The organism is Streptococcus sp. 2100 (assembly GCF_013276335.1).
In the GTDB taxonomy this organism is placed as follows: Bacteria; Bacillota; Bacilli; order Lactobacillales; family Streptococcaceae; genus Streptococcus; species Streptococcus pseudopneumoniae.
The window spans coordinates 21467-42905 of record NZ_VMKV01000041.1 but is presented as its reverse complement, the minus strand read 5'-3'; the positions used below and the strand labels follow the sequence as shown (position 1 = coordinate 42905).

General features: G+C 40.8%; 21 protein-coding genes. 20 read left to right on the top strand and 1 reads right to left on the bottom strand.

Features of this window, described 5'->3' with window-relative positions; genetic code table 11:
• Window positions 1-90 precede the first annotated feature (90 nt).
• Entirely contained in the window at window positions 91-2208 is a 2118-nt protein-coding gene (locus HT669_RS06730; protein WP_050207694.1) for an LTA synthase family protein, read from the bottom strand.
• A gap of 149 nt (window positions 2209-2357) precedes the next feature.
• Between HT669_RS06730 and HT669_RS06725 the strand changes: the two genes are divergently transcribed.
• From HT669_RS06725 to HT669_RS06630, 20 genes are all read left to right on the top strand, one after another.
• The gene (locus HT669_RS06725; RefSeq protein ID WP_031233545.1) at window positions 2358-3521 is read left to right on the top strand and encodes a class I SAM-dependent rRNA methyltransferase; all 1164 of its coding nucleotides are present in this window, start codon (window positions 2358-2360) and stop codon (window positions 3519-3521) included.
• The gene (gene aroD / locus HT669_RS06720; RefSeq protein ID WP_000767767.1) at window positions 3518-4195 is read left to right on the top strand and encodes a type I 3-dehydroquinate dehydratase; all 678 of its coding nucleotides are present in this window, start codon (window positions 3518-3520) and stop codon (window positions 4193-4195) included. The genes HT669_RS06725 and aroD overlap by 4 nt, the downstream gene beginning before the upstream one ends.
• On the top strand, window positions 4185-5039 hold the full coding sequence (locus tag HT669_RS06715) for a shikimate dehydrogenase (protein WP_023932792.1): 855 nt from the start codon (window positions 4185-4187) through the stop codon (window positions 5037-5039). Before aroD ends, HT669_RS06715 begins: the two co-directional genes overlap by 11 nt.
• An 18-nt stretch (window positions 5040-5057) precedes the next feature.
• Window positions 5058-6125, top strand: a complete 1068-nt coding sequence (gene aroB, locus HT669_RS06710; protein WP_000702126.1) for a 3-dehydroquinate synthase — start codon at window positions 5058-5060, stop codon at window positions 6123-6125.
• 9 nt (window positions 6126-6134) lie between these two features.
• Window positions 6135-7301: a chorismate synthase gene (gene aroC / locus HT669_RS06705; protein WP_050207660.1), complete on the top strand. Its 1167-nt coding sequence runs from the start codon at window positions 6135-6137 to the stop codon at window positions 7299-7301.
• Between the two features lie 9 nt (window positions 7302-7310).
• Window positions 7311-8414, top strand: a complete 1104-nt coding sequence (locus HT669_RS06700) for a prephenate dehydrogenase (RefSeq protein WP_050111729.1) — start codon at window positions 7311-7313, stop codon at window positions 8412-8414.
• A 10-nt stretch (window positions 8415-8424) separates the two neighbouring features.
• Window positions 8425-8574 carry a hypothetical protein gene (locus HT669_RS06695; RefSeq protein WP_001124152.1) on the top strand — a complete coding sequence of 50 codons (150 nt, stop codon included), beginning with the start codon at window positions 8425-8427 and terminating at the stop codon, window positions 8572-8574.
• Window positions 8575-8730: 156 nt separating this feature from the next.
• Window positions 8731-9018 (top strand): hypothetical protein, encoded by a 288-nt coding sequence (locus tag HT669_RS06690; RefSeq protein ID WP_172922035.1) that lies wholly within the window; start codon window positions 8731-8733, stop codon window positions 9016-9018.
• A gap of 53 nt (window positions 9019-9071) precedes the next feature.
• Complete coding sequence (locus tag HT669_RS06685) at window positions 9072-9410, top strand: YlbF/YmcA family competence regulator (RefSeq protein WP_000065969.1); 339 nt, start codon at window positions 9072-9074, stop codon at window positions 9408-9410.
• A 90-nt stretch (window positions 9411-9500) separates the two neighbouring features.
• A complete protein-coding gene (aroA, locus tag HT669_RS06680) occupies window positions 9501-10784 on the top strand; it encodes a 3-phosphoshikimate 1-carboxyvinyltransferase (protein ID WP_000769893.1) in 1284 nt (427 codons plus the stop codon).
• A complete protein-coding gene (locus HT669_RS06675) occupies window positions 10777-11253 on the top strand; it encodes a shikimate kinase (RefSeq protein WP_001151365.1) in 477 nt (158 codons plus the stop codon). Before aroA ends, HT669_RS06675 begins: the two co-directional genes overlap by 8 nt.
• On the top strand, window positions 11250-12098 hold the full coding sequence (gene pheA, locus HT669_RS06670) for a prephenate dehydratase (protein ID WP_000686437.1): 849 nt from the start codon (window positions 11250-11252) through the stop codon (window positions 12096-12098). Before HT669_RS06675 ends, pheA begins: the two co-directional genes overlap by 4 nt.
• Window positions 12095-13369, top strand: coding sequence for a polyisoprenyl-teichoic acid--peptidoglycan teichoic acid transferase Psr (gene psr / locus HT669_RS06665; protein WP_000032344.1), 1275 nt, complete (start codon window positions 12095-12097; stop codon window positions 13367-13369). The genes pheA and psr overlap by 4 nt, the downstream gene beginning before the upstream one ends.
• Before the next feature lie 252 nt (window positions 13370-13621).
• Window positions 13622-14467 (top strand): phosphorylcholine transferase LicD, encoded by an 846-nt coding sequence (locus HT669_RS06660; RefSeq protein ID WP_078374283.1) that lies wholly within the window; start codon window positions 13622-13624, stop codon window positions 14465-14467.
• Window positions 14457-15560 (top strand): glycosyltransferase, encoded by a 1104-nt coding sequence (locus HT669_RS06655; protein ID WP_078800192.1) that lies wholly within the window; start codon window positions 14457-14459, stop codon window positions 15558-15560. The genes HT669_RS06660 and HT669_RS06655 overlap by 11 nt, the downstream gene beginning before the upstream one ends.
• A 1-nt stretch (window position 15561) precedes the next feature.
• A complete protein-coding gene (locus tag HT669_RS06650) occupies window positions 15562-16548 on the top strand; it encodes a glycosyltransferase family 2 protein (RefSeq protein ID WP_050207661.1) in 987 nt (328 codons plus the stop codon).
• A gap of 15 nt (window positions 16549-16563) precedes the next feature.
• Entirely contained in the window at window positions 16564-18033 is a 1470-nt protein-coding gene (locus HT669_RS06645; protein ID WP_050207662.1) for an O-antigen polysaccharide polymerase Wzy family protein, read from the top strand.
• Window positions 18026-19060, top strand: a complete 1035-nt coding sequence (locus HT669_RS06640; RefSeq protein WP_000461506.1) for a hypothetical protein — start codon at window positions 18026-18028, stop codon at window positions 19058-19060. Before HT669_RS06645 ends, HT669_RS06640 begins: the two co-directional genes overlap by 8 nt.
• Window positions 19061-19261: 201 nt before the next feature.
• On the top strand, window positions 19262-19999 hold the full coding sequence (gene mecA, locus HT669_RS06635) for an adaptor protein MecA (RefSeq protein WP_000782675.1): 738 nt from the start codon (window positions 19262-19264) through the stop codon (window positions 19997-19999).
• Window positions 20000-20151: 152 nt separating this feature from the next.
• Window positions 20152-21438, top strand: coding sequence for a homoserine dehydrogenase (locus tag HT669_RS06630; RefSeq protein ID WP_023936093.1), 1287 nt, complete (start codon window positions 20152-20154; stop codon window positions 21436-21438).
• Window position 21439 lies beyond the last annotated feature (1 nt).

Sequence of the window (21439 nt, the reverse complement as noted above, 5' to 3'; positions counted from 1 at the left end):
TGCTTTGAGCAGCCTGCAGATCGCTTCCTAGTTTGCTCTTTGATTTTTGTTGATAAAAAGAAATGCTCCTCCAAGACGGAAGAGCATTTTTTATTGTGATTTTGATTCGGTTTCAGCCGACTCTGGGTGGAGTTCTTGGTAACTTGGTGCCTTGAAAAGGTCAGTACTAGTTTTGCCTTGTCGTTGGCTAAAGAGGCTGGTTGACTGACTTCCTTTTTCTTGCTCAATCTTTTGCAGAATGGGCAAGGAATTGAGGTAAGAAATACTTTCTGTATCAACTTTTCCAAGATGATCTGCTTGGTAGAAACGGATCAAATCGCCAGTTTGAATCTGGTCGCTGATTTTCAGCTGTTGACTAGCTGCTTGACGAACAATTTCTAGTTCAGTCTGAGTTTGTTCATCAAGATTGCTGATTTCAAGACCACTTTCAGTGTAGTAGGTTCGTCCGTCGTAGCTGGTATATTTGGGTGTGACGAAGGAATTGGCAGTTCGAAAGGCAACGATTTCTTGATGGTCTGGAGACAGAAGGTCTTGCCCAACTTGAAGGAAGGAACTGGACTCAATACCAAGGAGGTGTTCGAGAGTCGGTAAGATATCGATTTGTCCACCGTAGGTATTGATGATTTGTCCTTTTTCATAGCCAGGCATGACCACCATAAAAGGCACTCGTTGCAACATGGCATTGTCGTAATTCGACCAGTTCTCAGAAGTCTTGCTAATCAAGGGTGCCAGGTCAGGATTGCGGGAGTTGGAAATACCATAATGGTCTCCGTAAATGACGATGATGGATTTTTCATAGAGGCCACTTTCTTTGAGATAGTCAAAGAAGGCTTTAATGGCACTGTCCAGATAGTTGGCTGTTTGGAAGTAGCCATTGATTGTTTCATCTTTGGTTTTAGCCAGTGGGAAACCAAGCTCATCGCCAGTCAGATTGCTAGCATAGGGATAGTGATTGGACACCGTGATATACTTGGCATAAAAAGGCTGCTGCAAATGCTCCAGATACTGAATAGAATCTTTCATCATGATTTTATCATTTAAACCATATTGGAAAGAATTGCTACTGTCTTGCTTGGTGAAGTAGGATGCATCAAAGAAGTATTGATAGCCCCATTGTTTGTAGGTCGTATTTCGGTTCCAGAAGGTCCCAATATTGCCGTGAAAGACAGCACTGGATTGGTAGCCATTTTTTGATAGGATAAAAGGCGCAGCTTGCTGGGTATTGGTACCTCCATAGTTGACCATAAAGGAACCTTGGTCAAGTCCAAACAAACCAGTCTCCAGCATGGTTTCTGCATCTGAGGTCTTACCAGCCTTGACTTGGTTAAAGATATTCGAAAAGGCTAGGGTTGATTGCGAATGGTAGAGGGAGTTGAGGAAGGGAGTGACTTCATGCTCAGTTCCATCTATGTTGAGTTTATAGTCCAGCAGGAACTGTTGGAAACTCTCCAAGTGGAGATAAATCACATTTTTCCCTTTGGCTAAGCCGAAATAGTCTGGATTAGGTTTAGCCGAATGTTCTTGAATATAATCTGTAATAGGTTGCAGGTCGGTCTCAGAGGCCTTGGCACGTTCCTTGTTGGCACTGTATGATTGGTTGGCACTATAGCCTAAAAAGGCGGGTAAACTAAGGGCGCGAACAACATAATAATTCGAAAATCCTCGCGATAGGAGATCGGGACGCTCAATTTCAGCCAAGAAAAGGTTAGCTGAAAAGAGCAGGGCAGAGAGAGCAGTGATGGCAACACTGGAGCGGAATTTGAAAGGTCTCCTATCCAGCTGGATGAATTTTTTATAGAAAAGGAAAGCCAGCAGTGGGAAATCCATAAAATAGATGAAATCCCAAAAGCGCAGTAACTCTAATTCTGCAGTACCAACAGACACCTTGCTGACCACCTTCATGGTATTAGCCGTGATAAAGTCACTAAATTCTCGATAGTAAAAGACGTTGGAATAAAGCCAAATGAATAACAGGCTATAAATAGCTATACTCAGACCATAAAAGATTTTGGTTGACCGAGCATAGAGGGCTAGAGCTAGCAGGAGTAATCCCAAGGGAAGGGGATTGAAAAAGGCGATAAAGGCAAGGTAATTTCCCTGCAACTTGCCCACTTGAATATCTAAATTAAAGTCAACGGCATAGGCTAATAAGGTTTTGAGCCAATAGAGGATTAAAAGGGTTAGGACAAAACCCAGTCTGGTACCCATGGCTTTTTGGATTTTGTTAAAATTAATTCTCACACATTTACTTCCTAAATTTTTATTAGTATTAGTATACCATTTTTTAAAAGAAGAGTAAAAAAGCAAGGGTAGTTTCTTTTTTGAGAATTGGCTAAAAGTTTGATATAATGGTAGTTATGAATAGAATAAGAGTTAGCAAAAGGGTTGAAAAGAAGCTTGCTAAGGGGCTAGTTTTACTAGAAGCCAGTGATCTTGAGAATGTCAATCTTAAGGATCAGGAAGTAGAAGTGCAGGGTCAAGAAGGAACCTTTCTTGGGACTGCCTACCTTTCTCAGCAAAACAAGGGCTTGGGCTGGTTTGTTAGTAAGGACAAGGTGGCCTTCAATCAAGCTTTCTTTGAAATGCTGTTTAGACAAGCCAAAGAAAAGAGAAGCGCCTACTATCAAGATGATTTGACAACTGCCTTTCGTCTCTTCAACCAAGAGGGAGATGGCTTTGGGGGTCTGACAGTGGACCTTTATGGCGACTATGCTGTCTTTTCTTGGTATAACTCTTATGTTTATCAGATTCGTCAGACCATCTCAGAAGCCTTTAGACAGGTTTTTCCTGAGGTTTTAGGGGCCTATGAGAAGATCCGCTTTAAGGGTTTGGACTATGAATCTACCCATGTTTATGGTCAAGAAGCACCTGACTTTTTCACTGTTTTGGAAAATGGTGTCTTGTATCAAGTCTTTATGAATGATGGCTTGATGACAGGGATTTTCCTAGACCAGCACGAGGTTCGTGGTAGCTTGGTGGATGGATTGGCTATGGGTAAATCCTTGCTCAATATGTTTTCTTATACAGCAGCTTTTTCAGTAGCTGCGGCCATGGGAGGAGCAAACCAGACAACTTCGGTTGATTTAGCCAAACGTTCACGAGAATTGTCTCAAGCGCATTTTCAGGCAAATGGAATCAGCACAGACGACCATCGTTTTGTGGTCATGGATGTCTTTGAATATTTCAAGTATGCCAAACGAAAAGGCTTGACCTACGATGTGATTGTCCTAGATCCGCCTAGCTTTGCTCGGAACAAAAAACAAACCTTCTCTGTGGCCAAGGATTATCACAAGTTGATTTCCCAGAGTCTTGAGATTTTAAATCCTGGAGGGATTATCATTGCCAGTACCAATGCTGCCAATGTTTCCCGTCAGAAATTTACAGAACAAATTGATAAAGGCTTTGCAGGAAGAAGTTACCAGATTTTAAATAAATACGGTCTTCCAGCAGACTTCGCCTATAATAAAAAAGATGAAAGTAGTAATTACCTCAAGGTGATTAGTATGAAGGTTAGTAAATGAAATTAATCGTTTCAGTAATGCCAAGAAGTTTAGAGGAGGCCCAGGCTCTGGATGCCACGAGGTACCTGGATGCCGACATCATTGAATGGCGTGCCGACTATCTGCCTAAAGAAGCGATTTTGCAGGTGGCTCCAGCTATTTTTGAAAAATTCGCAGGTCGTGAGTTGGTTTTCACGCTACGAACTCGCTCTGAAGGGGGAGAAATTGACCTTTCTTCAGAAGAATATATCCATTTAATCAAGGAAGTGGTGCAACTCTATCAACCAGACTATATTGATTTTGAGTACTATAGCTACAAGGATGTTTTTGAGGAAATGCTGGACTTCCCAAATCTCGTTTTGAGTTACCACAATTTCCAAGAAACACCTGAAAATATGATGGAAATCTTGTCAGAGTTGACGAGCCTAAATCCAAAACTTGTCAAGGTTGCGGTGATGGCTCATACGGAGCAGGATGTGCTAGACTTGATGAACTATACACGGGGCTTTAAAACTCTCAATCCTGAGCAGGAATATGTAACTATTTCTATGGGTAAGGTGGGCAAGGTTTCTCGTATCACTGCGGATGTGACTGGTTCGAGTTGGTCTTTTGCCAGTCTGGATGAGGCTAGTGCCCCTGGTCAGATTTCTCTAGCTAGCATGAAAAAAATCAGGGAGATTTTGGATGAAGCTTGATGGCTATACACGTTTAGCTGCAGTTGTTGCCAATCCTATTAAACATTCTATTTCTCCCTTCATCCACAATAGGGCCTTTGAGGCGACAGCTACCAATGGTGTTTATGTTGCTTGGGAGATTGAAGCGGGTGATTTGGCAGAAACAGTAGCCAATATTTGTCGCTACCAGATGTTTGGCATCAATCTGTCCATGCCCTATAAGGAGCAGGTGATTCCTTATTTGGACGGGCTGAGCGATGAGGTGCGCTTGATTGGTGCGGTCAATACGGTTGTCAATGAGAATGGGAATTTGATTGGATATAATACAGATGGCAAGGGATTCTTTAAGAGTTTGCCTTCTTTTACAATTACAGGTAAGAAGATGACCCTGCTGGGTGCAGGTGGTGCGGCCAAGTCCATTATAGCGCAAGCCATTTTGGATGGTGTCAGTCAGATTTCGGTCTTTGTTCGTTCCGTTTCTATGGAAAAAACAAGACCTCACCTAGACAAGTTACAGGAGCAGACAGGCTTTAAAGTGGACTTGTATGCTTTAGAAGATGTTTCGGAACTGCAAGCAAGGATTGCCGATTCGGGCTTACTGGTCAATGCGACTAGTGTGGGCATGGATGGTCAATCATCCCCAGTTCCAGAAAACATCAATCTGACAGAGACTCTCTTGGTCGCAGATATCATTTACCAACCCTTTGAAACGCCATTTTTGAAATGGGCTAGAAGTCAGGGCAATCCAGCAGTCAATGGTCTGGGAATGTTGCTCTATCAAGCTGCAGAAGCTTTTCAACTGTGGACAGGCAAGGAAATGCCGACAGAAGAGATTTGGCAGTCTTTAACAGAAAAATACCAATAAAGAAAGGGAGACTCTCCTATGAAAATCAGAATCGATATTCCTCATCATCCTTATGATATTCAGATTGAAAAAGGTTGTCTGGCTCAGGCTGGTCAATGGTTGCGAGAACTATGGCAACCACAAAAAGTGCTCATCGTAACAGACAACCATGTAGCTTCTCTTTATGCTGAGAAGGTCAAACTCAGCCTAGAAGATGCTGGTTTTCAGGTAGCTGTTTTTGACTTTTTAGAAGGGGAAGAAAGAAAGAATTTAACTACTGTTCAGAAAGTATATGAATTTCTAGTTAAGCAGGGGTTGACTCGTAGCGATGGAATCGTGGCTCTCGGCGGTGGTGTCGTTGGGGACCTGGCTGGTTTTGTAGCCTCTACCTATATGCGGGGTATTCACTTTGTTCAGATTCCGACCAGTTTAACTGCCCAGGTGGATTCGTCTATCGGTGGAAAGACAGGCGTTAACACTCCATTTGCTAAGAATATGGTGGGTACCTTTGCCCAACCAGATGGGGTTCTGATTGACCCGCTTGTCCTTGAAACGCTTGGAAAAAGAGAGTTGATTGAAGGGATGGGGGAGGTCATCAAGTATGGCTTGATTGAGGATCCAGAACTGTGGGCTCTTTTGACGGAGCTGGATGGTTCTGTTGAGAGCATTCTGGAACATGCAGAGACCTTGATTGAACATTCTTGTCAGGTCAAGCGCAAGATGGTAGTTGAGGATGAGTTGGACAATGGTGTTCGCCTTTACCTCAATTTTGGCCACACCATTGGTCATGCCATTGAAGCGACGGCTGGGTATGGGAAAGTCATGCATGGTGAAGCTGTTGCCATGGGAATGGTGCAGATTTCCAAGGTGGCTGAGGAAAAAGGCCTTATGCCAGAAGGAATAACTCAGTCCATTACAGCTATGTGTCAGAAATTTGGCTTGCCTGTTGACTATGAAAACTGGGATGTTGACAAGCTTTATCAGGCTTTGACTCATGACAAGAAAGCGCGTGGCAACATCTTGAAATTGGTCTTGGTGCCAGAGCTTGGTTCAGCGACCATTCACCCAGTTTCTCTGGAAGAGATGAAAGACTACTTGGTAAAATAAGGAGAGTGTATGAGATATTTAACTGCAGGAGAATCACACGGGCCCCGTCTGACAGCTATCATTGAAGGAATTCCAGCTGGACTTCCTTTGATAGCTAAGGATATCAATGGGGACCTTAAACGCCGTCAGGGTGGCTATGGTCGTGGTGGTCGTATGAAGATTGAGAGCGACCAAGTTGTCTTTACTTCGGGTGTTCGCCATGGGAAGACGACAGGGGCTCCTATTACCATGGATGTCGTCAATAAGGACCACCAAAAATGGCTGGATATTATGTCTGCGGAAGACATTGAAGATCGCCTTAAAAGTAAACGAAAAATCACCCATCCTCGCCCAGGTCATGCCGACTTAGTTGGGGGTATCAAGTACCGCTTTGATGATTTGCGAAATTCTTTAGAACGTTCATCAGCTCGTGAAACCACCATGCGGGTGGCAGTTGGGGCAGTAGCTAAACGCCTCTTGGCTGAGCTGGATATGGAGATTGCCAACCATGTCGTTGTCTTTGGTGGCAAGGAAATCAATGTTCCTGAGAATCTCACAGTTGCTGAGATTAAGGAAAGAGCTGCCCAGTCTGAAGTTTCTATTGTCAACCAAGAAAGAGAACAGGAAATCAAGGATTATATTGACCAAATCAAACGTGACGGTGATACCATCGGTGGGGTTGTGGAGACAGTCGTTGGAGGTGTTCCAGTTGGTCTTGGTTCCTATGTCCAATGGGACAGAAAATTAGATGCCAGACTTGCCCAAGCAGTTGTCTCTATCAATGCCTTTAAAGGGGTGGAATTTGGTCTTGGCTTTGAAGCTGGTTACCGTAAAGGTAGCCAGGTCATGGATGAAATTCTCTGGTCTAAAGAAGATGGTTATACTCGCCGCACCAATAATCTAGGTGGCTTTGAAGGTGGTATGACCAATGGGCAACCCATCGTTGTTCGTGGCGTCATGAAACCCATTCCTACTCTTTATAAACCTCTTATGAGTGTGGATATCGAAACCCACGAACCTTATAAGGCAACTGTGGAAAGAAGTGATCCGACCGCCCTTCCAGCTGCAGGAGTGGTTATGGAAGCTGTTGTGGCAACGGTTTTGGCACAAGAAATCCTCGAAAAATTCTCATCAGATAATCTTGAGGAACTAAAAGAAGCGGTGACCAAACACCGAGACTATACAAAGAACTATTAAGGAGTTCCTATGGCAAAAACAATCTATATCGCAGGTCTTGGTTTGATTGGTGCCTCTATGGCCCTTGGTATCAAACGCAATCATCCAGATTATGAAATTTTAGGTTATAATCGCAGTCAAGCTTCGAGAGATATCGCCTTGAAAGAAGGCATGATTGACCGTGCAACGGATGATTTTGCCAGTTTTGCTCCTTTGGCAGATATCATCATTCTCAGCTTGCCAATAAAGCAAACCATTTCCTTTATTAAGGAGTTGGCCAACTTGGACTTGAAAGAAGGCGTTATTATTTCAGATGCTGGTTCGACCAAGTCAGCCATTGTGGATGCGGCGGAGCAATATTTGGCTGGCAAACCTGTTCGCTTTGTCGGAGCCCATCCTATGGCTGGTAGTCACAAGACAGGGGCTGCTTCTGCGGATGTCAATCTTTTTGAAAATGCCTATTATATCTTCACGCCTTCGAGTCTGACAGGTCAGGATACGCTTGAGGAAATGAAGGATCTGCTTTCAGGTCTTCATGCGCGCTTTATCGAGATTGATGCCAAGGAGCATGACCGTGTCACTTCTCAGATTAGCCATTTTCCTCATATTCTGGCTTCTAGTCTCATGGAACAGACCGCGGTTTATGCTCAAGAACATGAGATGGCAAGGCGCTTTGCGGCAGGTGGTTTTCGAGATATGACTCGGATTGCGGAAAGCGAGCCGGGAATGTGGACCTCCATTCTCTTGTCCAATCGTGAGACAATCCTAGAGAGAATTGAGGATTTTAAGGAACGTTTGGATGAGGTTGGTCAGGCTATCAGCAAGGGAGATGAAAACCAAATCTGGAACTTTTTCAACCAAGCGCGTGAGCAACGTCAGGCTATGGAAATCCATAAGCGTGGTGGAGTGGATAGCTCTTATGACCTCTATGTCGACGTTCCCGATGAAGAAGATGTCATCCTGCGGATTTTGGAATTGCTGCGAGGAACTTCCTTGGTTAACATCCACATCAACGAGGAAAACCGTGAGGATATTCACGGGATCCTACAAATTTCATTTAAAAACGCTCAAGACTTGGAAAGAGCCGAGCACCTCATAACAGAAAATACCGACTACACAGTCGTTGTCAAATAAGGAGAAAATTATGCCTAAAATAGAGCTTAAATTCATATTTGGTGTTATCTTTATTTCTTTTATCTTACTTAGAGCTTACGCTGTTAAAAAAGATGTGAAAACTACTTCAGAAGCCAGTGTTGAGACAAAAAATGAACCATCCAACAAGGAAATAAGTTAAGAGAAAACCAATTCAAAGTATGTAGACGATAGAATTATTAATGAGTTTATCAATAGCTATAATCAAAATTCTAATAGCCCATTAGAAAATATCAAAAAAGGAAATATAAAAATAAAATATAAAAGTAAATATTTCGCATCAAGCTACGGATACTACTTGGAGCTTTTACATGCAAATGATACTGATAAAATCAATGTAACAATAAATCAGACAAATGAAAATAGTGAATCTGGTGTTGCAGGAATGAAAGAAGTATTTCATGATATTGTTAAATCGATTGAATCATCCTTATCTGATGATGAGATAGAGAACTATTTTGATAATCTTATGTCAAATGAAATAAAAACAGATTCTAATTTAGGAACTTTGAAGATAGAGTATATACCAGATAAGGAATTAAGCAATGGACATTCAAGAGGTCATATAAAAGTGATTGCACAATAATAAAGACCACAGAGTGACTAGTAATTTAAAAAGAAATGAATAAGGAGAAAATCATGTCAAATATTTACGATAGTGCAAACGAACTCAGTCGCGGTCTACGCGAATTACCAGAATACAAGGCTGTTAAAGCAGCTAAAGATGCGATTGCAGCAGATGCTGAGGCAAGTAAAATCTTTACAGAATATGTTGCCTTCCAAGAAGAAATTCAAAGACTAGCCCAGACAGGGCAAATGCCAGACGCATCCTTCCAAGCGAAAATGGAAGGCTTTGGTAAACAGATTCAAGGGAACAGCCTCTTGTCAGAATTCTTTACCAAGCAACAACAATTGGCCATTTACCTTTCTGACATTGAAAAAATTGTTTTCGAACCAGTTTCAGAATTGCTAAAATAAGAAAAGAACTATCCTAAAGTCAGAATTTTTAAGGAATTTCTGGCTTTTTATGATAAAATAGGTAAAAGTATTGCAAGTATGAGGTCCAGTATGAAACTAAAAACAAACATTCGCCACTTACATGGCAGTATCCGCGTTCCAGGTGACAAGTCTATCAGCCACCGTTCCATTATCTTTGGAAGTTTGGCTGAGGGTGAGACCAAGGTTTATGATATTCTGCGAGGTGAAGACGTTCTTTCGACCATGCAGGTTTTTCGTGACCTTGGTGTTGAAATTGAGGACAAAGATGGGGTTATTACCATTCAAGGTGTGGGTATGGAAGGCTTAAAAGCTCCGCAAAATGCCCTTGATATGGGAAATTCTGGTACCTCGATTCGCCTGATTTCAGGTGTCCTTGCAGGTGCAGATTTTGAAGTAGAAATGTTTGGAGACGACAGTCTTTCCAAACGTCCTATGGATCGTGTGACGATTCCTCTGAAAAAAATGGGCGTTAGCATTTCGGGACAAACTGAGCGAGACCTGCCTCCTCTTCACTTAAAAGGGACGAAAACCCTAAGACCTATTCAGTATGAGTTGCCAATTGCCTCTGCCCAAGTCAAGTCAGCCTTGATCTTTGCGGCCTTGCAGGCTCAGGGGGAGTCAGTGATTATCGAAAAAGAGTGCACCCGTAATCATACTGAAGATATGTTGCAACAATTTGGTGGCCATTTAAGTGTGGAGGGCAAGAAAATCACAGTCCAAGGGCCACAAAAATTGACAGGACAGAAGGTGGTCGTACCAGGAGATATTTCCAGTGCAGCCTTTTGGTTAGTCGCAGGTTTGATTGTTCCAAACTCTCGTCTAGTGCTGCAGAATGTGGGTATCAACGAAACGCGCACCGGTATTATTGATGTCATTCGCGCCATGGGTGGAAAATTGGAAATGACTGAAATTGACCCAGTCGCTAAATCTGCTACCTTGACTGTTGAGTCTTCAGACTTGAAAGGAACAGAGATTGGCGGTGCCTTGATTCCACGTTTGATTGATGAATTGCCCATTATCGCTCTACTTGCGACCCAAGCCCAAGGTGTAACAGTTATCAAGGATGCTGAGGAACTTAAGGTCAAGGAAACAGACCGCATTCAGGTGGTGGCAGACGCCCTGAATAGTATGGGAGCAGATATCACACCTACAGCAGATGGAATGATTATCAAAGGAAAATCCGCTCTTTACGGTGCTAGAGTCAATACGTTTGGAGACCACCGAATTGGCATGATGACAGCCATCGCAGCTCTCTTGGTTGCAGATGGAGAAGTGGAACTTGATCGGGCAGAAGCCATCAATACCAGCTATCCTAGCTTCTTTGATGATTTGGAGAACTTGACTCATGGCTAAGGTGTTACTAGGCTTTATGGGTGCTGGCAAATCGACTATTGCAAGAGGTTTAGACCCAGACTACCTTGATATGGATGCTCTGATAGAGAAGCGTTTAGGTATGTCCATTGCGGAATTTTTCGCGGAAAAGGGCGAAGCGGCCTTTCGTCAGGTAGAGTCAGAAGTCCTAGCTAATTTACTACAAACAGACCAAGTCGTGTCAACTGGAGGAGGAGTGGTTATTTCTCAGAGAAATCGTGACTTACTCAAGACTAATACAGATAACATCTACCTGAAAGCAGATTTTGAAACCCTCTACCAACGTATCGCAGCTGATAAGGATAATCAGCGCCCGCTTTTTCTAAATAATAGCAAGGAAGAACTTGCAGCTATTTTCCAAGAAAGACAGGTTTGGTATGAGGAAGTGGCTAGTCGGATTTTGGATGTGACCAAGCTAAGTCCGGAGGAAATTATAGAGGAACTAAGATGAAAATTGCTTATCTAGGTCCCAAGGGATCATTTTCACACCATGTTGTGCAGACAGCTTTTCCTAATGAGGAATTGCAGGCTTTTGCCAACATTACAGATGTCATCAAGGCTTATGAGCAAGGATTAGTGGACTATTCTGTGGTGCCAGTTGAAAACTCTATTGAGGGTAGTGTTCATGAAACCTTGGACTATCTTTTTCATCAGGCTCACATCCAAGCAGTAGCAGAAATCGTTCAGCCTATTCATCAGCAGTTGATGGTGGTTCCAGGCCATACTAAGATTGAAAAGATTTTTTCACATCCACAGGCCTTGGCTCAAGGAAAGAAATTCATCGATGAACAATATCCAGAGGCTCAAATCGAGGTAACAGCTAGTACAGCTTATGCGGCCCGTTTTATTTCCGAACATCCAGACCAGCCCTTTGCAGCAGTTGCACCTAGAAGTTCTGCTGAAGAATATGGATTGGAACTGATTGCCGAGGATATTCAGGAAATGGAAGCCAATTTCACACGTTTCTGGGTTCTAGGAGCTGAAAAGCCTTCTATTCCCTTGCAAGCACAAACTGAAAAGATGAGTTTGGCCTTGACATTACCTGACAACCTTCCAGGTGCACTTTATAAGGCCCTGTCGACCTTTGCTTGGCGAGGAATTGACTTGACAAAAATTGAAAGTCGTCCACTCAAGACAGCACTGGGTGAATACTTTTTCATTATCGATGTGGATTATACCGATAAGGACTTGGTCCACTTTGCCCAAAAAGAATTAGAAGCGATTGGAATCCAGTATAAAATTCTGGGTGCCTATCCTATTTATCCAATATCAGACCATGGAAAGGAGAGAAGATGAGTAAAGAAAATCCCTTAAGTCATCATGAGCAGTTGCGTTATGATTATTTGCTAAAAAATATTCATTATCTCAATGAGAGAGAAAAAAATGAGTTTGCCTATTTGCAAGAAAAGCTAACTCTTGCTAGGGGAAATAGTAGCTCTAGCTTGGAACAAGAAAGAGAAGAGCAGGTTGACTTACCAAGCTATGCGAACCGGAGTCGCTCACAATCCAAATCACAAGCACTCTCTTTCCCTCCAAAAAAGAAAAGACGGAAGCTCCGTCTTAAACGAATTTTTATGGTGATTTTTTCACTTTTGGTCTGTGTGGCTTTGGCCATGGTATTCATGTTTTTGCGTGGTTACCAAGATGCTAGCGCAAAGAAAACTGCTGATGCTAAGGCAGCACAGGTTCAAGTCTTTAATGGTCAGGACACTAGAGATGGAGTTAATATTTTGATCATGGGGACAGACGGTCGAATCGGTCAAAATAGTGTTGAGACACGAACTGACTCTATTATGGTATTAAATGTCGGGGGCTCAGATAAGAAAATGAAGCTAGTCAGTTTCATGCGTGATAATTTGGTCTATATAGATGGTTATAGTCAAGTGATTAATGGTAGAAAACAGACAGATAACAAGTTAAACGTAGCCTACGAGTTAGGAGAACAAGAGGGGCAAAAAGGGGCAGAAATGGTTCGCCAAGTCTTGAAAGATAATTTTGACTTGGACATTAAGTACTACGCCTTGGTTGATTTCCAGGCCTTTGCCACAGCGATTGACACGCTTTTCCCTGATGGGGTGACGATTGATGCTCAATTTTCAACATTGAATGGGCGTCCCCTAACAGAAGCTACAGTCGGAGATGATTTATATGCTACCGAGACTGAGTCTCCAACCCAAACCATTAAAGTCGGAAAACAGCAGATGAATGGCTCGACCCTGCTCAATTATGCTCGTTTCCGTGATGATGATGAGGCGGATTACGGCCGTACAAAAAGACAGCAACAAGTTTTAACAGCAATTTTAGAGCAAATTAAAGATCCCACTAAACTTTTCACTGGTTCTGAAGCTCTTGGAAAGGTTTTTGCTATGACCTCAACCAACGTACCCTATACTTTCCTCCTAACAAACGGTTTATCTGTTTTGGATGGAGCAAAAAATGGTATTGAAAAATTGACGATTCCAGAACTGGGTGACTGGGTAGATGCCTATGATGTTTATGGAGGCTTGGGCTTGCTGGTTGATCAAAACAAATATCAAACCAAGCTCGCTCAAATGGGCTTGAGATAAGATAATACTCAATGAAAATTAAAGTGCAAACTAGGAAGCTAGCCGCAGGCTGCTAAAAACACAGTTTTGAGGTTGNNATACCTACGGCAAGGTGAAGCTGACGTGGTTTGAAGAGATTTTCGAAGAGTATAAGACAGAAAAATCAAAGTTTGATAGCTATTTGGATAGCAGTCAGGCTTTGATTTTTTACAGTCTGCAATAGATTTTCACCCCTTGTTTGTGGTATAATGAAACGATACGATAGAAAGAATAATGAACAATATGACTGATTTAAAAGCAATTCAGGCTCGTAGTCTGGAGATGGCTGAATATTTTGTGGCCTTTTGTAAAGAACATGATTTGCTCTGTTATCTCTGTGGCGGAGGCGCTATTGGTACCCTTCGAAACAAGGGATTTATTCCTTGGGACGACGACCTAGACTTTTTTATGCCTCGTAAAGATTATGAGAAATTAGCAGAATTATGGCCTCGTTATGCAGATGAACGTTATTTCTTGTCAAAGAGTTACAAGGATTTTGTTGATCGTAATCTTTTTATTACCATTCGTGACAAGGAAACCACCTGTATCAAGCCTTATCAGCAGGATTTGGATTTGCCACATGGTCTGGCCTTGGATGTTTTGCCTTTGGATTATTATCCGAAAGATCCAGCTGAGCGGAAAAAACAGGTTCGTTGGGCCTTGATTTATTCACTCTTTTGTGCGCAAACTATTCCAGAAAAGCATGGTGCTCTCATGAAATGGGGAAGTCGCATTTTACTGGGTTTGACTCCAAAATCTCTCCGTTATCGCATCTGGAAAAAAGCTGAGAAAGAAATGACTAAGTATGATTTGGCTGAGAGCGATGGAATCACGGAACTATGCTCAGGTCCTGGCTACATGAGAAACAAGTACCTAATCGAATCTTTTGAAGATAATCTTTTCTTGCCATTTGAAGGAACAGAGATGCCTATTCCAGTTGGCTATGATGCTTATCTCAGCACTGCTTTTGGAGATTATATGACGCCTCCGCCAGCAGACAAGCAGCTACCGCATCATGATGCTGTCATCGCTGATATGGATAAGTCTTATACAGAATACAAGGGAGAATATGGTGGCTAAGAAAAAAATCTTATTTTTTATGTGGTCTTTTTCTCTCGGAGGCGGTGCAGAAAAGATTCTGTCTACCATTGTTTCAAATCTGGATCCAGAAAAGTATGATATTGATATTCTTGAAATGGAGCACTTTGACAAGGGATACGAATCTGTTCCCAAGCATGTAGGCATTTTAAAATCTCTTCAAGATTATCGCCAAGCTAGATGGTTACGAGCTTTTTTGTGGAGAATGAGAATTTATTTTCCAAGGCTGACTCGTCGCTTGCTTGTAAAAGATGACTATGATGTTGAAGTTTCCTTTACCATTATGAATCCACCACTGTTGTTCTCTAAAAGAAAAGAAGTCAAGAAAATCTCTTGGATTCATGGAAGTATCGAAGAATTTCTTAAGGATAGCTCCAAAAGAGAATCACATAGACGCCAGTTGGATGCTGCGAATACCATTGTAGGAATTTCAAAAAAGACCAGCAATTCTATCAAGGAAGTCTATCCAGATTATGCTTCTAAATTACAGACAGTCTACAATGGATATGATTTTAAGACTATTTTAGAAAAATCTCAAGAGAAGATCGATATCGAGATTGCTCCTCAAAGTATCTGTACCATCGGACGGATTGAGGAAAATAAGGGTTCTGACCGTGTGGTGGAAGTGATACGGTTATTGCACCAAGAGGGGAAAAACTATCATCTCTATTTTATCGGGGCTGGTGATATGGAAGAGGAACTGAAAAAACGAGTTAAAGAGTATGAGCTTGAAGACTATGTGCATTTCCTTGGTTATCAAAAAAATCCATACCAGTATTTGTCTCAGATGAAGATCCTCTTGTCTATGTCTAAACAAGAAGGTTTTCCTGGTGTTTATGTGGAATCCTTGAGCCTTGGAATCCCTTTTGTCTCTACGGATGTCGGAGGGGCTGAGGAATTATCCCAAGAAGGACGATTTGGACAAATCATTGAGAGCAATCAAGAGGCAGCTAAGGCAATTACGAACTACATGACCTCTACCTCAAACTTCGATGTCAATGAGGCTAGCCAATTCATTCAACAATTTACAATTGCCAAACAAATCGAACAAGTAGAAAAACTATTAGAGGAGTAGCATGGAAACTGCATTAATTAGTGTCATTGTGCCAGTCTATAATGTGGCGCAGTACCTAGAAAAATCGATAGCTTCCATTCAGAAGCAGACTTATCAAAATCTGGAAATCATTCTTGTTGATGATGGAGCAACGGATGAAAGTGGTCGCTTGTGTGATTCAATCGCTGAACTAGATGATAGGGTGTCAGTGCTTCATAAAAAGAATGAAGGTTTGTCACAAGCACGAAATGATGGAATGAAGCAGGCTCACGGAGATTATCTGATTTTTATTGACTCAGATGATTATATCCATCCAGAAATGATTCAGAGCTTATATGAGCAATTAATTCAAGAAGATGCGGATGTTTCAAGCTGTGGTGTCATGAATGTCTATGCTAATGATGAAAGTCCACAGTCAGCCAATCAGGATGATTATTTTGTCTGTGATTCCCAAACATTTCTGAGGGAATACCTCATAGGTGAAAAAATACCTGGAACAATCTGCAATAAGCTAATCAAGAGAGAGATTGCAACTGCCCTATCCTTTCCAAAGGGATTGATTTATGAAGATGCTTATTATCATTTTGATTTAATCAAGTTGGCTAAAAAGTACGTTGTTAATACCAAACCCTATTATTACTATTTCCATAGAGGGGATAGTATTACAACTAAACCCTATGCAGAGAAGGATTTAGCCTATATTGATATCTACCAAAAGTTTTACAATGAAGTTGTGAAAAACTATTCTGACTTGAAAGAGGTTGCTTTTTTCAGATTGGCCTATGCTAACTTCTTTATTCTGGATAAGATGTTGCTAGATGATCAGTATAAACAGTTTGAAGCCTATTCTCAGATTCATCGTTTTTTAAAAGGCCATGCCCTTGCTATTTCTAGGAATCCAATTTTCCGTAAGGGGAGAAGAATTAGTGCTTTGGCTCTATTCATAAATATTTCCTTATATCGATTCTTATTACTAAAAAATATTGAAAAATCTAAAAAATTACATTAGAACGGGGGTGAGCAAGTGATTGATGGAAAACGATTGTTATTTAGTTTGACCATAGTCAGCTATGCTTTGACGCTAGTAAGTGGAATTGTATATCTGTTTAATAATAACAATGTTAGCTTGCTTTCTACTTTATTGTTCTTACTGGTTAGTAGCTTAATTGCCTGCTGGAATAACATCAAGTATTACTTAATCCATTTTATTTTCTATTTAACCATTTTTGTATTTCTGGTATCAAGACCGACCATTGATTATTTTAGGGATGGTGCTTTGGATACCTATCATCCAATAGCCTATCGTTTTGCCTTTATAGTTGTCATGGTTTCGATTCTGGGCTTGACCATAGGAGGCATTCTGGCTCGTTACTTCATAGCTAGGAAGAAAATAAAAGTAGCAAATATAGGAAATTCTCTAAAAGAGGTTTATATCAAGCGGTTACGCTTTGTATCACTAGGAGTTTTTCTTCTAACCTATCCTTTCTATTTCATTCGGTTATTCGAACGGCTCCTGTATCGCTTGCAGACTTCCTACTATGCCTACTATGCAAACTTTGAAAGTAAACTGCCCTATTTTACCTATATCTTATCAACATTTACGGTCTATGCAATGTGTATGTATTTGGCAACCAAGCCAAAGAAATTGCAGGCAACAGCAGTGCTTGTCTCCTTTATTGCAGCTAATACTATTCATTTGGCAATTGGGACACGAAATCCCTTTATTTTAAGTATTTTATTTGCTTTTGTTTATTACTTTATGCGAGAGCAAACTGAAAAAGGAAAATGGATTGGGTTTAAAGAAAAGTTAGCGATTTTTGTAGGTTCTCCTATTCTCATGTTAGCAATGGGAGTGCTCAATTATGTACGGGATAATGTCCAGGTTTCCCATACAGGTTTCTGGGATATCTTGCTTGACTTTATCTATAAACAAGGAACCAGTTTTGGCGTTCTGGCTCGAGGTTTTCTATTTAACAGTAGCCTCCCTTACCGAGATTTCCGTAATTTTACATTTGGTCCTGTCCTTGATTATTTTGCAAGGGGAAGCTTGGGGGCTATTTTCGGAGGAAAAGCCTTTGAACATACAACCAATAGTGTGGAGCTAGCTATTGATAGTAATAGTTATGCCCACAATTTGTCCTATCTTGTTTTGAACAAGGAATATTTAAAAGGACATGGTATCGGAAGTAGTTATATCATGGAGTTGTATACAGACTATGGTATGATAGGAGTCTTTCTACTTAGTCTCTTACTCGGTATGCTATTTATAGCCATGCTGCAAGTAGCCTATCGTTCAAGAACAATCCTATTTGCCTTGTCTTTACTCATCTTGAATAATCTATTCTTTATGCCTAGAAGTAGCTTTTCAGAAAGTTTCTTCAATTTATTTACAATGCAATTCTGGGGAATTGTTCTTGTGATTATATTTGTAGCAAAAATGCTTACAAAAGAGAACCAGTATCTACTAAACAAAGGAGAAAAAAATCATGTTTGAACATTATTCAGTAGCTGATTTATTTGCAAATCTTTACAAAAAACGAAAAGCAAATATTTTAGCTCTCATCGCTTTATTTGCTCTCATTGCTGTACCATTTACAATTAAAGCAGTTAGGAATAAAAACACTGTCAAAGATACAACAAGTTATTCAACTTATCTTAGCTATAAAATCACTCCTCCAGAAGACTCAGCTAAAACAATTTTGAATCATCAAATTGGTGGTTATAGTGATTTTTATGGGAAATTGATTGATGGGAATTTGAATGGAGCTTATCTTTTCAATGATGTAGAACCCAGTGAGTTGAAAAAAATTGCCAGTGAATTAGACACGACAGAAACAACCTTGAAAAATTCAACGAATGATTATTGGTGGAAAAAATTGACCGTCTACTATATGATTGACGATGCAGGGGTTGGTGTGAAAATTTTGACATCAAGTAAAGATGCTAATGATTTGTTAGAGCGAAAAATTGATGGATTGATTGAGAAATTTAAACACACTTTTGCAAATGTAAAAATTGAAAAATTGGAAACCATCAACTCTAAAGAATTGAATGCAAATGGTGAGACAGCACTTGGATTGAATGTGAAAAACTTGATTCTCCGTTTAGCTGTTATTGGAGTAGTTTGTGTGATTTTGGTTGTGATGGGGAATGTATTGATTTATCTCTTTAATCCAACAATCAATAGAGCAGGTGATTTTTCTCAGTATCAAATTGATTTTGTAACAGAGATTACAACAATTGCTAACCTAGCAGATGTCTTGTCATACAAAAATGCTGGACAAGAATTAACAATCGTTAGCTCAAATAAAGCTATCCTAGATAAATTGAAACAGAGTCAAGAGGCTTTAAAAGGAATGCATTTTGTAGATTTACAGGATGTATCATCTCTTTTGGAAAGAGATACAGTCCTTCTTGTTGAAGAGTACGGAGTGACTCGTTATAAGAAATTTGAACAAAGTCTTCAAATTCTTAGAAACTTAAATCGTTCTATCCTCGGTGTAGCAACCTTTAAACTATAAGCTTTCTGATGTATTAGGTCTTCAAAGTCGAACAAGAAGTTTGATTTTGAAGGCTTTTTCTATCTGTCTGCAGAAATTTTCTCTTGGAGTCTCCTATAGAAAGACCCTAGGGAAAATCTATCCGTATAGAGGAGCCTTCTTTTGATAAAATCGTAAAAATCTAGTATAATAGATAGAACTGAAAGTATGAGGTTACTAGCAATGAAAATGAAACAAATTAGTGATACAACTTTGAAAATCACGATGTCTTTAGAGGATTTGATGGATCGTGGCATGGAGATTGCTGACTTTCTTGTCCCTCAAGAAAAAACAGAAGAGTTTTTTTATGCTATCTTGGATGAGTTAGAGATGCCTGATAGCTTTCTAGATACAGGTATGTTGAGCTTCCGTGTGACTCCAAAACCTGATAAGGTTGATGTCTTTGTAACCAAATCAAAGATTGACCAAAATCTAGATTTTGAAGATTTATCGGATTTACCAGATATGGAAGAATTGGCTCAAATGTCGCCAGATGAGTTTATTAAAACCTTAGAAAAGAGCATCGCAGACAAAACTAAGGATGATATCGAAGCGATTCAATCTTTAGAGCAAGTCGAAGCCAAGGAAGAAGAGCAGGAGCAGGCTGAACAAGAAGCTGAGAGTAAGAAAGAACCTTACATCTACTACATCCTTTCTTTTGCTAAGTTGGCTGACTTGGTGGCTTTTGCTAAGACAGTGACTTTTGAGATGGAAACTTCTGAACTCTACAAGATGAATGAGCGCTATTATTTGACCATTTTAGTGGATATTGAAAATCATCCAAGTCCATATCCAGCTTGGCTGTTGGCCCGTATGCGCGAGTTTGCGGACGATAGTGACATCAGTCGTTCAGTCTTGCAGGAGTATGGCCAAGTCTTGATGAATCACGATGCAGTGACCAATCTGCAAAAGATTGGATAATCACTTCTGGAAAATTATTTCTAGATTTTAGGAAGAGCGAATCATCAGATTCGTTTTTTTCTTTTCTAGACTGAAATAGTGATTTACTATGATAGGAATTTTCACAAAATTCTGTTATAATGGCTATATTAGAAAATTTCGAGGAGATAAAGATGACAGTTAAAATTGCTTTACTAGGATTTGGTACCGTTGCAAGTGGTGTGCCTTTCCTCCTAAAGGAAAATGGAGAAAAAATCAATCAATCAGCACATTCAGAGATTGAAGTTGCTAAGGTATTGGTCAAGGATGAAGATGAAAAGAATCGCTTACTTGCAGCAGGGAATGACTTTAACTTTGTAACCAATGTGGATGATATTTTATCAGATCAAGACATTACAATCGTAGTGGAATTGATGGGGCGTATCGAACCTGCTAAAACCTTTATCACTCGTGCCTTGGAAGCTGGAAAACACGTTGTTACTGCTAACAAGGACCTTTTGGCTGTCCATGGCGCAGAATTGCTAGAAATCGCTCAAGCTAACAAGGTAGCACTTTACTACGAAGCAGCAGTTGCTGGTGGGATTCCAATTCTTCGTACTTTAGCAAATTCCTTGGCTTCTGATAAAATTACGCGCGTGCTTGGAGTAGTCAACGGAACTTCCAACTTCATGGTGACCAAGATGGTGGAAGAAGGCTGGTCTTACGATGATGCTCTTGCGGAAGCACAACGTCTAGGATTTGCAGAAAGCGATCCGACGAATGACGTAGATGGGATTGATGCAGCCTACAAGATGGTTATTTTGAGCCAATTTGCCTTTGGCATGAAGATTGCCTTTGATGATGTAGCCCACAAGGGAATCCGCAATATCACACCAGAAGACGTAGCTGTAGCTCAAGAGCTTGGTTACGTAGTGAAATTGGTTGGTTCTATTGAGGAAACTTCTTCAGGTATTGCTGCAGAAGTGACTCCAACCTTCCTACCTAAAGCGCACCCACTTGCTAGTGTGAATGGCGTAATGAACGCTGTCTTTGTAGAATCTATCGGTATTGGTGAGTCTATGTACTACGGACCAGGTGCGGGTCAAAAACCAACTGCAACAAGTGTTGTAGCTGATATTGTCCGTATCGTTCGTCGTTTGAATGATGGTACTATTGGCAAAGACTTCAACGAATATAGCCGTGACTTGGTCTTGGCAAATCCTGAAGATGTCAAAGCAAACTACTATTTCTCAATCTTGGCTCCAGACTCAAAAGGTCAGGTCTTGAAGTTGGCTGAAATCTTCAATGCTCAAGATATTTCCTTTAAGCAAATCCTTCAAGATGGCAAAGAGGGTGACAAGGCGCGTGTCGTTATCATCACACACAAGATTAATAAAGCCCAGCTTGAAAATGTCTCAGCTGAATTGAAGAAGGTTTCAGAATTCGACCTCTTGAATACCTTCAAGGTGCTAGGAGAATAAG

Bases quoted from the DNA above. Each gene is read 5' to 3' on its own strand.
- HT669_RS06730 (WP_050207694.1), bottom strand. From the start codon at position 2,208: ATGGGTACCAGACTGGGTTTTGTCCTAACCCTTTTAATCCTCTATTGG.
- HT669_RS06725 (WP_031233545.1), top strand. From the start codon at position 2,358: ATGAATAGAATAAGAGTTAGCAAAAGGGTTGAAAAGAAGCTTGCTAAG.
- aroD (WP_000767767.1), top strand. From the start codon at position 3,518: ATGAAATTAATCGTTTCAGTAATGCCAAGAAGTTTAGAGGAGGCCCAG.
- HT669_RS06715 (WP_023932792.1), top strand. From the start codon at position 4,185: ATGAAGCTTGATGGCTATACACGTTTAGCTGCAGTTGTTGCCAATCCT.
- aroB (WP_000702126.1), top strand. From the start codon at position 5,058: ATGAAAATCAGAATCGATATTCCTCATCATCCTTATGATATTCAGATT.
- aroC (WP_050207660.1), top strand. From the start codon at position 6,135: ATGAGATATTTAACTGCAGGAGAATCACACGGGCCCCGTCTGACAGCT.
- HT669_RS06700 (WP_050111729.1), top strand. From the start codon at position 7,311: ATGGCAAAAACAATCTATATCGCAGGTCTTGGTTTGATTGGTGCCTCT.
- HT669_RS06695 (WP_001124152.1), top strand. From the start codon at position 8,425: ATGCCTAAAATAGAGCTTAAATTCATATTTGGTGTTATCTTTATTTCT.
- HT669_RS06685 (WP_000065969.1), top strand. From the start codon at position 9,072: ATGTCAAATATTTACGATAGTGCAAACGAACTCAGTCGCGGTCTACGC.
- aroA (WP_000769893.1), top strand. From the start codon at position 9,501: ATGAAACTAAAAACAAACATTCGCCACTTACATGGCAGTATCCGCGTT.
- HT669_RS06675 (WP_001151365.1), top strand. From the start codon at position 10,777: ATGGCTAAGGTGTTACTAGGCTTTATGGGTGCTGGCAAATCGACTATT.
- pheA (WP_000686437.1), top strand. From the start codon at position 11,250: ATGAAAATTGCTTATCTAGGTCCCAAGGGATCATTTTCACACCATGTT.
- psr (WP_000032344.1), top strand. From the start codon at position 12,095: ATGAGTAAAGAAAATCCCTTAAGTCATCATGAGCAGTTGCGTTATGAT.
- HT669_RS06660 (WP_078374283.1), top strand. From the start codon at position 13,622: ATGAACAATATGACTGATTTAAAAGCAATTCAGGCTCGTAGTCTGGAG.
- HT669_RS06655 (WP_078800192.1), top strand. From the start codon at position 14,457: ATGGTGGCTAAGAAAAAAATCTTATTTTTTATGTGGTCTTTTTCTCTC.
- HT669_RS06650 (WP_050207661.1), top strand. From the start codon at position 15,562: ATGGAAACTGCATTAATTAGTGTCATTGTGCCAGTCTATAATGTGGCG.
- HT669_RS06640 (WP_000461506.1), top strand. From the start codon at position 18,026: ATGTTTGAACATTATTCAGTAGCTGATTTATTTGCAAATCTTTACAAA.
- mecA (WP_000782675.1), top strand. From the start codon at position 19,262: ATGAAAATGAAACAAATTAGTGATACAACTTTGAAAATCACGATGTCT.
- HT669_RS06630 (WP_023936093.1), top strand. From the start codon at position 20,152: ATGACAGTTAAAATTGCTTTACTAGGATTTGGTACCGTTGCAAGTGGT.